This is a genomic window from Ralstonia sp. 22111 (genome assembly GCF_052045895.1).
Classification (GTDB): Bacteria; Pseudomonadota; Gammaproteobacteria; order Burkholderiales; family Burkholderiaceae; genus Ralstonia; species Ralstonia wenshanensis.
This window is the reverse complement of record NZ_JBQEPR010000001.1, coordinates 1,060,874-1,073,370: the sequence shown is the minus strand read 5'-3', so window position 1 is coordinate 1,073,370 and position 12,497 is coordinate 1,060,874. Positions and strand designations below refer to the sequence as shown.

Annotated in this window: 13 protein-coding genes; 8 read left to right on the top strand and 5 right to left on the bottom strand. The window is 63.4% G+C overall.

Annotation, left to right across the window (positions count from 1 at the left end; translation table 11 throughout):
• The first annotated feature begins 99 nt into the window (after positions 1-99).
• Complete coding sequence (locus ACTJK4_RS05055) at positions 100-1,320, top strand: class I SAM-dependent methyltransferase (protein ID WP_440816490.1); 1,221 nt, start codon at positions 100-102, stop codon at positions 1,318-1,320.
• A gap of 4 nt (positions 1,321-1,324) precedes the next feature.
• On the top strand, positions 1,325-2,410 hold the full coding sequence (locus ACTJK4_RS05050; protein WP_440816487.1) for a DUF72 domain-containing protein: 1,086 nt from the start codon (positions 1,325-1,327) through the stop codon (positions 2,408-2,410).
• 15 nt (positions 2,411-2,425) lie between these two features.
• On the opposite strand, the gene msrA is transcribed toward ACTJK4_RS05050, so the two are convergent.
• Positions 2,426-2,986, bottom strand: coding sequence for a peptide-methionine (S)-S-oxide reductase MsrA (gene msrA, locus ACTJK4_RS05045; RefSeq protein ID WP_440816484.1), 561 nt, complete (start codon positions 2,984-2,986; stop codon positions 2,426-2,428).
• Between the two features lie 181 nt (positions 2,987-3,167).
• Here msrA and ACTJK4_RS05040 point away from each other — a divergent pair, with 181 nt between their 5' ends.
• Positions 3,168-3,746, top strand: a complete 579-nt coding sequence (locus ACTJK4_RS05040) for a flavin reductase family protein (protein WP_232042981.1) — start codon at positions 3,168-3,170, stop codon at positions 3,744-3,746.
• A 13-nt stretch (positions 3,747-3,759) separates the two neighbouring features.
• Here the strand turns inward: ACTJK4_RS05040 and ACTJK4_RS05035 are convergent, their stop codons facing one another.
• Both ACTJK4_RS05035 and ACTJK4_RS05030 read right to left on the bottom strand, forming a co-directional pair.
• A complete protein-coding gene (locus ACTJK4_RS05035; RefSeq protein WP_024976333.1) occupies positions 3,760-3,966 on the bottom strand; it encodes a DUF3079 domain-containing protein in 207 nt (68 codons plus the stop codon).
• Between the two features lie 88 nt (positions 3,967-4,054).
• A complete protein-coding gene (locus ACTJK4_RS05030; protein ID WP_112185510.1) occupies positions 4,055-4,582 on the bottom strand; it encodes an Lrp/AsnC family transcriptional regulator in 528 nt (175 codons plus the stop codon).
• Positions 4,583-4,730: 148 nt separating this feature from the next.
• Here ACTJK4_RS05030 and kynB point away from each other — a divergent pair, with 148 nt between their 5' ends.
• Genes kynB through kynA form a run of 3 tightly spaced genes read left to right on the top strand, consistent with a single transcriptional unit; the run spans position 4,731 to position 7,539 of the window.
• Complete coding sequence (gene kynB / locus ACTJK4_RS05025; protein WP_232042236.1) at positions 4,731-5,360, top strand: arylformamidase; 630 nt, start codon at positions 4,731-4,733, stop codon at positions 5,358-5,360.
• Between the two features lie 48 nt (positions 5,361-5,408).
• Positions 5,409-6,662, top strand: coding sequence for a kynureninase (gene kynU / locus ACTJK4_RS05020; protein ID WP_316868578.1), 1,254 nt, complete (start codon positions 5,409-5,411; stop codon positions 6,660-6,662).
• 40 nt (positions 6,663-6,702) lie between these two features.
• Positions 6,703-7,539, top strand: a complete 837-nt coding sequence (gene kynA, locus ACTJK4_RS05015; RefSeq protein WP_374220492.1) for a tryptophan 2,3-dioxygenase — start codon at positions 6,703-6,705, stop codon at positions 7,537-7,539.
• A gap of 10 nt (positions 7,540-7,549) precedes the next feature.
• On the opposite strand, the gene ACTJK4_RS05010 is transcribed toward kynA, so the two are convergent.
• Positions 7,550-8,374, bottom strand: coding sequence for an IclR family transcriptional regulator (locus ACTJK4_RS05010; RefSeq protein WP_260802861.1), 825 nt, complete (start codon positions 8,372-8,374; stop codon positions 7,550-7,552).
• Positions 8,375-8,477: 103 nt separating this feature from the next.
• Between ACTJK4_RS05010 and ACTJK4_RS05005 the strand changes: the two genes are divergently transcribed.
• A complete protein-coding gene (locus ACTJK4_RS05005) occupies positions 8,478-9,671 on the top strand; it encodes an acyl-CoA dehydrogenase (RefSeq protein ID WP_045204570.1) in 1,194 nt (397 codons plus the stop codon).
• A gap of 410 nt (positions 9,672-10,081) precedes the next feature.
• Positions 10,082-11,464, top strand: a complete 1,383-nt coding sequence (locus ACTJK4_RS05000; RefSeq protein WP_232042232.1) for an NCS2 family permease — start codon at positions 10,082-10,084, stop codon at positions 11,462-11,464.
• 252 nt (positions 11,465-11,716) lie between these two features.
• Here ACTJK4_RS05000 and ACTJK4_RS04995 read toward each other — a convergent pair whose 3' ends face one another.
• Positions 11,717-12,355: a peroxiredoxin gene (locus tag ACTJK4_RS04995; protein WP_024976341.1), complete on the bottom strand. Its 639-nt coding sequence runs from the start codon at positions 12,353-12,355 to the stop codon at positions 11,717-11,719.
• Positions 12,356-12,497: the final 142 nt, after the last annotated feature.

Below are 12,497 nucleotides of genomic sequence, written 5' to 3'. Positions count from 1 at the left end.
GCACAGCACAATGGGAAAGTTTGTCGTAAGCTAATGTGATCCGTTCGGGCTGCAATCCGATGGCCGCCTCGAACACCTGCACATCAGGGAGGCGTCGACATGTTTTTCCAACAGGCGATTGACCGCAAACTCGAGCAGTGGATCCAGGACATCCGCGAGTCTGCCAACCTTCCCGTACGGCTGCGATTATGGAACGGCGACCAATACGAACTGGGCCGCTTCGAGCAGCCCCGCGTCACGCTCACCGTGCGCGAAGCGAGCGCTCTGCCGCTGCTGCTGTCCCCGACGCTCAACAACCTCGGTGAGGCGTACGTTCAGGAGAAGATCGACCTGGACGGCAAGCTGGCCGACATCATCAACGTTGGCTACAGCCTCGCTTCAGCGGCGGCGGTCAGCAGCGGCAATGCGTTGGCCCGCGTGGTGCGCCACTTCGCCCATACGAAGGAGGGCGACAAGGAATCGATCCAGTACCACTACGACGTTTCCAACGATTTCTACAAGCTGTGGCTGGACCAGAACATGGTCTACTCCTGCGCCTACTTCGAAAACGGCGATGAAACGCTCGACGAGGCACAGCTCAAGAAAATCGACCATATCCTTACCAAGATCCGCTTACAGCCGGGGCAAACGCTGCTCGATATCGGCTGCGGTTGGGGTGCGCTGGTGCTGCGCGCCGCGCAGAAGTACGGCGCGCGCTGCCTGGGCGTGACGCTGTCGCAAAACCAATACGAGCTCGCCACCGAACGCGTGCGCGCGGCCGGCCTGCAGGACCAGATCGAGATCCGCATCCAGGACTACCGCGATCTCACTGGCCAGTTCGATCGCATCACGAGCGTCGGCATGTTCGAGCACGTCGGTCGCAAGAACCTGCCTGTGTATTTCCGCCGCATACACGATCTGCTGGCCGACGACGGCATCGCCATGAACCACGGCATCACGTCTTCTGACACGGCCGGCGGAGAAAGCTCCATGGGCGGCGGCGATTTCATCGATCGCTACGTCTTTCCGCAAGGCGAGCTGCCGCACATCTCGCTGGCACTGAGCGCCGCGCAGGATGGCGGCCTGGAAGCGCTTGACGTTGAAAGCCTGCGCCGCCACTATGCGCGCACGCTCGAGCACTGGGCCGAGGGGTTCGAGACCAACGGCGAGACCATCCGCGCGATGGTGGGCGAAAAGAAATACCGCATCTGGCGCGTCTACCTGGCCGGCTGCGCACACGCCTTCGACGCCGACGAAATCTCGATCTTCCAAACCGTGCTGCAGAAGGCCGGCAAGTCGGCGACGACGATCCCGTGGTCGCGCCGCTATATCTACGCGTAACCATTTGACCGCCAGCTCCCCCATCGACGATTTGTTCGGCGCGCCACCCGCAACCACCGATGGCGAAGCCGCCGGACCAGGCAAGTCCGCTCCGAAACTCAAACGCTCGCCCGCGCGACAGGGCGTGCAGCCGGCCGTGATTGCGCCCGACGTGGCGGCACTCGCGCAGTGCTTGCCGCGCGCCCTGCGCATCGGCACTTCGTCGTGGTCGTATCCGGGGTGGGACGGGCTGGTGTATGGGGGCGAATATTCCGAATCCATGCTCGCGCGCAAAGGCCTGGCTGCTTATGCCCGCCACCCGCTGCTGCGCACGGTCAGCATCGATCGCGGTTTCTATTCACCGATTCCGCTCGCGGACTACGTCGCCTATGCGGCCAGCGTGCCGGAAGATTTCCGCTTTGCAGTCAAGGCAACTTCCGCCGTATGCGATGCGTGGATTCGGGAATCGGACGGGCGCGGCCGCATGGCCAATCCCGCCTTCCTGAATGCTGAATTTGCCATCCGCGATTTTGTCGAGCCTGCCACCCGCGGGCTTGGCATGCGGTGCGGGCCGCTGGTGTTTCAGCTCTCGCCGCTGGGCGCGCTGGCCGAAGATGCCGCCGGCTTTGTGGAACGGCTTGAGGCGTTCCTGACCGCCCTGCCGCCGCTCGATCCACAACTCAATCCCGATGCCGTCTACGCGGTGGAATTGCGCGACGCCACGCTGCTCACGCCACGCTTGATCAAGATGCTGCGCGCAGCAGGCGTGCGTTATTGCGTCGGCCTGCATGAGCGGATGCCGGCGGCGGACCGGCAAGCCGCCGCCGTTGCATTGCTGGATGAGGGCGCGGGCGGCCCGCTGGTGGTGCGCTGGAACCTGAACAGCCGCTACCGCTATGCACAAGCCGAAGCGGCGTACAAACCGTTCAACAAGCTCGTCGATGAAGACCCGTTCTCGCGCGAGACGCTGGCCGACATGACAGTCGCCGCGCTGGCGGCCGGGCGCAAGGTGACGATCCTGGTCAGCAACAAGGCGGAAGGATCGTCCCCGTTGTCGTGCATCAAGCTGGCCGAGGCCATTGCCGCGCGCCTGCCCGCGAACGCAACGTAGCCTCGGCGCCCTCTCCTAGCCCTGCAGGCGGTGCGCGAACTGCTTGCGGAACTTCGCCACCTTGGGCGAGATCACGAACGCGCAGTAGCCTTGCGCCGGGTGATCGCGGAAGTAATTCTGGTGCTCATCTTCCGCGCGCCAGAAGGTCACCTTGCCGTCAGCGGCATCCACCAGTTCCGTCACGATGGGCGCTTCAAAGATGTCGCTGGCGCCGAGTTCGGCAACGGCCGCACGCGCCGTCGCCAGTTGTCCGGCCGTCTGGGCAAAGATGGCTGAACGGTATTGCGGGCCGACATCGTTGCCCTGGCGGTCCACGGTGGTCGGGTCGTGAATGGCGAAGAAGATGTCCAGAATCTCGCGATATGGGATCACGGCCGGGTCGAATTTCACCGCTACGACTTCAGCGTGACCAGTGTTGCCGTTGCATACGGCACGGTAACTTGGGTGATCGACATGGCCGCCGGCGTAGCCGGACACCACGCTGTGCACGCCTTGCACCTGCTGGAACACAGCCTCCAGACACCAGAAGCAGCCTCCGCCCAGGACGGCGGTTTCAAGGGCGCGTTGTTCAGTCATTCGAGTTCTCCTGCAATTGATTGAGCTGCCATTGGTCGGCCGAAGACTCTCATCCTGACACAGGCACCATCATGTGATCGCAGAACCACGCAAAGCCCTACCCCGACGCGGCCTATCGGACGTCCGTTACAATTGACTATTACTTTCGGTAGTTTTCATGGACCAACACGGAGCCATTCCCATGGATGCGCGCGCCCCGGAATCTTCGGCGCGCGAGGCGTCGTCACATCGACGCCCACATGGCCGCGCCACCCCGCCCGATTTTGACGCCGCGCACTTCCGGCGTGCGCTCTCCCAGTTTGCTACTGGGGTGACGGTGGTCACCACGCGCTCGGAAGGTCGGCCAGGTACGCCGGCGTTCGTCGGCGTGACGGCCAGCTCGTTCAATTCGGTGTCGCTGGACCCACCGCTGGTGCTGTGGAGCCTGGGCACGCAGGCCAACTCATTTCCGCTGTTCCACGCCGGCTCGCACTACGTCATCAATATCCTGGCGGCCGAGCAGTTGGACCTGTGCAAGCGCTTTGCCACGCTCAAGGGCGACCGCTTTGCCAATATCGACTACCGCCTGAGCCCGACCGGTCTGCCGATTCTCGCGCAATCGCTGGCGTGGTTCGAGTGCCATAACCGCAGCCGATATGACGAAGGCGACCACGTCATCTTCGTGGGTGAAGTCGAGCGCTGCGGCGTGATCGACGCGGATGGCGCGCCGCTGGTGTTCCATCGCGGCGCGTTTTCGTCGCTCACGCACATCGGCGACTGACGCCCCGCCCGCATCACGTGGAAGTCGCTGCCTTCTGCGGCGCCTCCGCTTCGATGCCCCAATCCCCGAATTCGTACCAGTCGTCGCCCAGCAGTTCAGCGGGGTGCTGCGTACGGCCCGAGCCGTTGCCGCAGCCAAGGGCGTCGGTGGAGCAATACTTGTCGCAGCCCCAGCAGATGCGCTCGGGGTGCACAGGATGCAGCGGAAACTTCTTGGCCATGGCCCGCTCCGGTCGGCAACACAGGGCCACTATCCGCGCATGCTTGCAGTAGGGGATTGATTCTCGTCAGAAACTCCGGCGCTAGCGTCTACTTTGCCTTCCCGCGCTTGCCCGCCGCCCCGCCCTCCAGCGGGCGCACGCCACGCGCTTCCATTAGCAGCGCCAAGCCGCCATCGCGGTCCTTGATGGTACGCAGGACGATATTCGAGCGGATGTCCATCACGCCGGGCGTCTTGTACAGCCGCTCGATGATGAACTCCGAGTAGTGCTGCAGGTTTGGCGCCTGCACGCGCAGGATGTAGTTGCAATCCCCGGTGATGATGTAGGCGGCCACGATCTCGGGCCAGCTCTGCACGGCAGCCATGAAGGTCTCGTGCCAGCCCGTCACGTCCTGGCGCATCGACACCTGCACGATGGCTTCCAGTTCCAGCCCGAGTGCCGCGCGCCCCAGTTGCGCCCGATAGCCGGTGATGGCGCCGCCCTCTTCCAGCATCCGCACGCGTCGCAGGCAGGCCGACGGCGACAGCGCCACGCGCTCGGCCAGGTCCTGGTTACTGATGCGGCCGTCTTCCTGCAATACCTGCAGAATGCGCAGATCGGTGGTATCGAGTTGCATCTGTCGTCGTTATTTGCGTGCTTTCTTTAATAAGTTGCATTTTATGCGAATACAGCGGAACCACACGCACGATTATGCAAACCCATTGCGCGTGGATTTCCCTATCATTCCGGCACGGATTCACCGATCTTCTTGCCCTGGAGCCGCCTTGGAACGCACTTTGTGGGACATCAGCCCCGCGCTTTCGCCCGCCACGCCCACCTGGCCCGGCGACACGCCGTTTTCGCAGGAAATTGCGTGGAAGTTGGAAGGCGACTGCCCGGTCAACGTCGGACGCATCACGCTCTCGCCGCACACGGGGGCGCATGCCGATGCGCCGCTGCACTACCGCGCCGACGGCGCTGCCATCGGGCACGTGTCGCTGGACGCTTACCTCGGCACATGCCGCGTCATCCACTGCGTTGGCGTAGCGCGCGTCGAGCCGGAACACGTGCGTGAAGCGCTGACCGATACTCCGCCGCGCGTGCTGTTGCGCACGTACGCACACATGCCGCAGACCGCGTGGGACGACCACTTTGCCGCCGTCGCGCCCGAAACCATCGCGCTGCTGGCTGCCCACGGCGTCAAGCTCATCGGCGTCGACACCGCCTCGCTCGACCCGCAAACCTCCAAGACCATGGACGCGCACCACGCCGTCGGCAAGCACGGCCTCGCCATCCTGGAAGGACTGGTGCTCGACGACGTCCCTGCCGGCGATTACGAGCTGATCGCCCTGCCCCTCAAGTTCGCCACCCTCGATGCAAGCCCGGTGCGCGCCGTGCTGCGCAGCCTGCCCTGATCGATACATCGACAGAACACCAACCGCCTTTTTTCGCCCCGCACTCACATGACCATCACCCGCAACTCCTGCCTCGAACGCGACGCGGCCGATCCGATCGGCTCGCTGCGCGACGCCTTTGCGCTGCCCGACGGCGTGATCTATCTGGACGGCAACTCGCTCGGTGCACGCCCGAAAGCTGCACTTGCCCGTGCGCAGGAAGTCGTCGCCAGCGAATGGGGCGATGGCCTCATCCGCAGCTGGAACCAGGCCGGCTGGTTTGAACTGCCGCGCCGCCTGGGCAACAAACTGGCCCCGCTGATCGGTGCGCGCGAAGACGAAGTCGTCGTCACAGACACCACGTCGATCAACCTGTTCAAGGTGCTGGCTGCGGCGATTCGCGTGCAGCGCGAAGACGCGCCCGACCGCAAGATCATCGTGTCTGAAACGCACAATTTCCCGACCGACCTGTACATCGCTGAAGGACTGGCCGACCTGCTGCGCGACGGCTACAAGCTGCGCCTGATCGACTCGCCGGAAGAACTGGAAGGGGCGCTCGGCGACGACGTCGCGGTCACCATGCTCACACACGTGAACTACAAGAGCGGGCACATGTACGACATGGCCGCCGTCTCGGCACTGGCGCACCAGCACGGCGCGCTGGCCATCTGGGATCTGGCGCATTCGGCTGGTGCCGTGCCCGTCGACCTGCACGCAGGCGGCGCGGATTACGCCATCGGCTGCACCTACAAATACCTGAACGGCGGCCCCGGTTCGCCCGCCTTCGTGTGGGTGGCACCGGCACTGCGCGAGCGCTTCTGGCAGCCGCTGTCGGGCTGGTGGGGCCATGCGCGGCCGTTCGCGATGGAATCGCGCTACGACGCCGACGCCGGCATCGGCCGCTTCCTGTGCGGCACGCAGCCCATCACGTCGATGGCGATGGTGGAATGCGGGCTCGACATCTTCGCGCAGACGTCGATGGCCGCTCTGCGCGCCAAATCGCTTGCGCTGACCGACCTCTTCATCACGCTGGTGGAAACGCGCTGTGCAGGCTTTCCGCTCACGCTCGTCACGCCGCGCGACCACGCCATCCGCGGCAGCCACGTCAGCTACGAACACCCCAACGGCTATGCCGTGGTGCAGGCACTGATCGCGCGCGGCGTGATCGGTGACTACCGCGAGCCGCGCATCATGCGCTTCGGTTTCACGCCGCTGTACACAAGCTTTGCCGATGTGTGGGATGCGGTGGAAATTCTGCGCGATGTGCTGGAAACCAGCGCATGGCAATCGACCCAATTCAACGAACGTACGCTGGTGACCTGAGATGTCGAACCCGAACCAACCCGCAGCATCGGGCTGCCCCATGCATGCCGCCCAGGGCGAAGGCTGGCACGACGCCCAGCTCGATTTCTCGAAATCGATGAGCTACGGCGACTACCTCGCGCTCGATCAGATCCTGAACGCGCAGCACCCGCGCTCGCCCGATCACAACGAGATGCTGTTCATCGTCCAGCATCAGACGACCGAGCTGTGGATGAAGCTGATGCTGCACGAGCTGCGTGCCGCGCGGGATTGCGTGCGCAATGACAACCTGCCGCCCGCATTCAAGATGCTGGCGCGCGTGTCGCGCATCATGGATCAGCTGGTGCAGGCGTGGAACGTGCTCGCCACGATGACGCCGCCGGAGTACTCCGCCATGCGTCCGCACCTGGGGCAATCATCGGGCTTCCAGTCGTATCAGTACCGCGAGATCGAGTTCATTCTCGGCAACAAGAACGCGGCGATGCTCAAGCCGCACGCGCATCGCACCGAGCATTACGAGCAGGTCAAGACTGCGTTGGAAACGCCGTCGCTGTACGACGAGGCGGTGCGTTACATGGCGCGTCACGGCTTTGCGTTCGATGCGGATTGCATCGAGCGTGACTGGTCGCGCCCGGTCACCTACAACGCTTCGGTGGAAGCAGCGTGGCTGGAGGTCTACCGAGACCCGACGCACCACTGGGAGCTGTACGAACTGGCCGAGAAGTTCGTCGATCTGGAAGACGCGTTCCGGCAATGGCGCTTCCGGCACGTGACCACGGTTGAGCGCGTGATTGGCTTCAAGCGTGGCACGGGTGGCACCGAGGGCGTCGGTTACCTGCGGAAGATGCTGGATGTGGTGTTGTTTCCGGAGCTTTGGAAGCTGCGCACGGACCTTTGACCTGCGCAGCTCAGGCTGGCTCGACCACTTGGCCGAGCCTTGCCGCAAACTCTCTCAGCGCAGGGGCCAGCTCGTCGCGAATGCGCTCTGCGTCGGCGGCCGTGTACGGCGCGCTGCAACTCACCACGTAAGGCTCGCGCTGGCTCGGCGCGAAAAACGCCACCGCACACGCGTGGATGGCTGGATGCCAGTCGCGCAGGGATACGGCGTAACCATTGCGTATGGCGGCTTTCACTGCGTCATCTGCAGCGGCACCTTCGGCCGCCCACTGCGCTGGCTGTTGTGTGCGCAATGCTTCGTACAGGCGCTCACGCCGCGCTGCGGGCAACGAAGCCAGATAGGCTCGTCCCATCGAACTCGACAGAAGCGACAGCCGCGACCCCACGCCCAGCCCCGACGACCCGCTCATCGAGGGGCTGTCGTGACGGATCGTCTCCAGGTACACCATGTCCAGCCGATCTCGCTTGCCCAGCGAAATCGATACACCAAAGCGCTGTGCAAACGCGCTCATGTGCGGGCGCGCGAGCTGGATCACGTCGCTCGATGCCAGATACGCAAATCCGAGCGCCAGGACACCGGCGTCCAGCCCGTACTTGCCGAGCGCATCGTCGTAACGCAGGTAGCCGAGCGACACCAGCGTGCCGGCCAACCGGCTGACGGTGGCTTTGGGAAAGCCCGTGCGCCGGACGAATTCCTGGTTGCCGAGCAGCGTGTCGCCAGGGCGGAATGCGCGCAGCAGTTCCAGTCCGCGCGCGAGCGCCGTGACGAAATTCGGATCGCTCGACTCGGCGGGCGCGGTGTCGAATTCGGGATCGGGGAGACGGGTTGTGCTCATGGCAAAAAAGCCCTGGAAATCGTCGGTGGTTGCGCTATGATAGCTCTAAATTTCGAAACTGTGTTCCGTATGTCGGAACAACAAAGACTCGGAGACTACCGCTGTGACTGCTCGCAATGCCTTCAACTGGGCCGACCCCCTGCTGCTCGACCAACAACTGACCGACGACGAGCGCATGGTGCGCGACGCCGCCGCGTCGTACTGCCAGGACAAGCTGATGCCGCGCGTACTGGAGTCGTTCCGGCATGAGAAGACCGACGCATCGATCTTTCGTGAGATGGGCGAGCTGGGCCTGCTGGGCCCGACGATTCCCGAGCAGTACGGCGGGCCGGGCTTGAACTACGTCAGCTACGGCTTGATCGCACGTGAAGTCGAACGGGTGGATTCGGGCTATCGCTCGATGATGAGCGTGCAGTCGTCGCTGGTGATGGTGCCGATCTATGAGTTCGGTAGCGAAGCGCAAAAACAGAAGTACCTGCCCAAGCTGGCAACCGGCGAGTGGATTGGCTGCTTTGGCCTGACCGAGCCGAACCACGGCTCCGACCCGGCTTCGATGATCACGCGCGCCAAGAAGGTCGACGGCGGCTACTCGCTGTCGGGCGCCAAGATGTGGATCACCAATTCGCCCATCGCCGATGTGTTTGTCGTCTGGGGCAAGCTGCCGAACGACAACGGCGAGGACGAAATCCGCGGCTTCATCCTGGAGAAAGGCTGGAAGGGTCTGACGGCACCTGCCATCCACGGCAAGGTCGGCCTGCGTACGTCGATCACCGGTGAAATCGTGCTGGACGAAGTGTTCGTACCGGAAGAGAACCTGATGCCGGGCGTGCGCGGCCTCAAAGGCCCGTTCACGTGCCTGAACTCGGCGCGCTATGGCATTGCGTGGGGCGCGCTGGGCGCTGCAGAAGCTTGCTGGCACATCGCGCGCCAGTACGTACTCGATCGCAAGCAGTTCGGCCGCCCGCTGGCCGCCAACCAGCTCGTGCAGAAGAAGCTGGCCGACATGCAGACCGAAATCACGCTCGGCCTGCAAGGCTGCCTGCGTCTGGGCCGCATGAAGGACGAAGGCACGGCTGCGGTGGAAATCACGTCGATCATGAAGCGCAACTCGTGCGGGAAGTCGCTCGATATCGCCCGCGTGGCGCGCGACATGCTGGGCGGCAACGGCATCTCCGACGAGTTTGGCGTGATCCGCCACGTGGTGAATCTGGAAGTGGTGAACACGTACGAAGGCACGCACGACATCCACGCGCTGATCCTGGGCCGCGCACAAACCGGCATTCAGGCTTTCTTCTGATTGCGCTTTGTTTTTCCGGCGAGTTGGGGCACACTCGTGCACCACTCGCCACACCCGCTGCCGCACCTCTCGCCCGTCCTGGGCACCGTTGTTCTCCTCCCCTCGCGATATACCAATTTGCAAATGACCGGGATACGCCACGCCGCATGAATCGGCGGTAGCGCGCGTCTATGCTTCGGTTCAAGTGTCGGCGGATTGTTGGGCCGCACGCCCCTCACACCGATAGAACGAGCGCGCGGTCCACACGCAGATTGCAGCGCCACGCGACAAAACCAATCGCGAGACAACGGTCTGGAGAATGCCGGCGCGCGTACGCAGGCACCCGTACCGATATCAAAACCAGAACAGGGCACCCTACGCGGACGACCAAGATCGGCCGGCGCGGAGTCCTGCCAGGAGACAAACCCACCATGGCTGAACAGACCATTCCGTCGTCGACGGAACTTGGCGCCGCTGGCATCGCCGACGCGCGTGCCATTGATCGCTACTTCCAGATTTCTGCACGCGGCAGCACGCAAAAGCGCGAGGTCGTGGCCGGCATCACCACATTCATGGCAATGGTCTACGCCGTGTTTGTCGTGCCCGGCATGCTGGGCAAGGCCGGCTTTGATACCAGCGCAGTCTTTGTCGCGGTGTGCCTGACCACCGCCTTTGGTTCGCTGCTGATGGGCCTGTGGGCCAAGCTGCCGATCGCCATCGGCTGTGCAATTTCGCTGACCGCGTTCATGGCCTTCGGCCTGGTGCTTGGGCAAAAGCTGACGCCGGAAATCGCGCTGGGCGCGGTGTTTCTGATGGGTGTGGCCTTCACGGCCATCTCGGCCACGGGCGTGCGCTCCTGGATCCTGCGCAATCTGCCGTCGGGCGTGGCGCATGGCACGGGCATCGGCATCGGGCTGTTCCTGCTGCTGATCGCGTCCAACGACGTCGGCCTGGTAGTGAAGAACGCCGGCGAGGGCCTGCCCGTTGCACTGGGCCACGTCACCGCCTTCCCGGTCATGATGTCGGTGCTGGGTCTGGCCGCCATCTTCGGCATGGAGCGCCGCCGCGTGCCGGGTGGCATCCTGATCGTGATCATCGCCATCTCGATCCTGGGCCTGATCTTTGACCCGGCCGTGAAGTTCACTGGCGTGTTTGCCGTGCCTTCGCTCGCCGCCGCAGGTCATGCGTCGCTGATCGGTGCAATGGATATCCGCGGTGCACTCACGGCCGCCGTGCTGCCAAGCGTGCTGGCGCTCGTGATGACCGCTGTGTTCGATGCCACCGGCACGATCCGCGCCGTGGCCGGCCAAGCCGGTCTGCTCAACGACAAGGGCCACATCATCAACGGCGGCCGCGCCCTCACGGCCGATTCGATCAGCTCGATCTTCTCGGCGTTCTTCGGCGGTGCGCCGGCCGCGGCTTACATCGAGTCGACGGTTGGTGTGGCAGCAGGCGGCAAGACGGGCCTGACGGCTGTCGTGGTCGGCGTGATGTTCCTGGCGGTGATGTTCTTCTCGCCGCTGGCCGGCCTGGTGCCGTCGTACGCAACGGCTCCGGCGCTGATGTATGTCGGCCTGCTGATGCTCTCCAGCGTGAGCAAGCTGCACATGGACGACATGGTTGACGCGCTGTCTGGCCTGGTCTGTGCCGTGTTCATCGTGCTGACCTGCAACATCGTCACCGGCATCATGCTCGGCTTCAGCACGCTGGTGATAGGCCGCCTGGTGGCCGGCGAATGGCGCAAGCTGAACATCGGCACCGTGGCGATTGCCGGTGCGCTGGTGGCCTTCTACGCAGGCGGCTGGGCGATCTGATCGCACACTGACCCGTCTTCACAAAAGACAAACCGGCCAGACCCGAAAGGGCTGGCCGGTTTTGTTTTGCCTGAGAACCGGATCAGGATCCGTAGCGAGCGGGCCGAGGTTGGTCCGAGAAGCGCAGCCCTACATGGGTACGGCGAGCATCACAGGGCCAAGATCGGCCCGCCCAGTAGGATCCCGAGCCGGTTCCCACGCAAAAAACGCCCGGCACGAGGCCGGGCGGCAATCACACTACCAAGGAGACGGTCACTTGTTGGGCTGCGGCGTCAGGCGCAGATACGGCCGCACCGCCTTGTAGCCCTTCGGGAATTTCTGCTTGAGGACTTCCTCGTCCTTCAACGACGGCACGATGACCACGTCGTCGCCGTCTTGCCAGTTACCCGGCGTGGCCACGCTATGGCTGTCGGTCAACTGCAGCGAGTCGATCACGCGCAGCACTTCATTGAAATTGCGCCCCGTCGAAGCCGGATACGTAATCGTCAGGCGAATCTTCTTGTTCGGATCGATCACGAACAGCGAACGCACGGTAAATGTCTCGCTCGCATTCGGATGAATCATGTCGTACAGCTGTGAAACCTTCCGATCGGGGTCGGCAATGATCGGGAAGTTGACGCTGGTGTTCTGCGTCTCGTTGATGTCGTTGATCCAGCCCTTATGCGACTCGACCGAATCGACCGACAACGCAATCGCCTTGACATTGCGCTTGGCAAATTCGTCCTTCAGCTTGGCGGTCAGGCCCAGTTCGGTGGTGCAGACCGGCGTGTAATCGGCCGGGTGCGAGAAAAGCACGCCCCAACTATTGCCCAGCCACTCATGGAACTTGATGCGGCCTTCACTGGAATCCTGCTCGAAATCAGGGGCGATATCGCCCAAACGTAGAGACATCGTGTCCTCCATACACAGATTGGGAACCACTATAGCCAGATTGCCATCCAACCAAAACGACTATAAATTCACAACAACATCACTTTTCGTCATTAGGCGCGGCATTTGCTGACAACAGGGTGGAAGGCGTGCGCACATTGCC

Bases quoted from the DNA above. Each gene is read 5' to 3' on its own strand.
- ACTJK4_RS05000 (WP_232042232.1), top strand. From the start codon at position 10,082: ATGGCTGAACAGACCATTCCGTCGTCGACGGAACTTGGCGCCGCTGGC.
- ACTJK4_RS05010 (WP_260802861.1), bottom strand. From the start codon at position 8,374: ATGAGCACAACCCGTCTCCCCGATCCCGAATTCGACACCGCGCCCGCC.
- ACTJK4_RS05035 (WP_024976333.1), bottom strand. From the start codon at position 3,966: ATGGCCAAGAAGTTTCCGCTGCATCCTGTGCACCCCGAGCGCATCTGC.
- msrA (WP_440816484.1), bottom strand. From the start codon at position 2,986: ATGACTGAACAACGCGCCCTTGAAACCGCCGTCCTGGGCGGAGGCTGC.
- ACTJK4_RS05030 (WP_112185510.1), bottom strand. From the start codon at position 4,582: ATGCAACTCGATACCACCGATCTGCGCATTCTGCAGGTATTGCAGGAA.
- ACTJK4_RS05040 (WP_232042981.1), top strand. From the start codon at position 3,168: ATGGATGCGCGCGCCCCGGAATCTTCGGCGCGCGAGGCGTCGTCACAT.
- kynA (WP_374220492.1), top strand. From the start codon at position 6,703: ATGCATGCCGCCCAGGGCGAAGGCTGGCACGACGCCCAGCTCGATTTC.
- ACTJK4_RS05055 (WP_440816490.1), top strand. From the start codon at position 100: ATGTTTTTCCAACAGGCGATTGACCGCAAACTCGAGCAGTGGATCCAG.
- ACTJK4_RS04995 (WP_024976341.1), bottom strand. From the start codon at position 12,355: ATGTCTCTACGTTTGGGCGATATCGCCCCTGATTTCGAGCAGGATTCC.
- kynU (WP_316868578.1), top strand. From the start codon at position 5,409: ATGACCATCACCCGCAACTCCTGCCTCGAACGCGACGCGGCCGATCCG.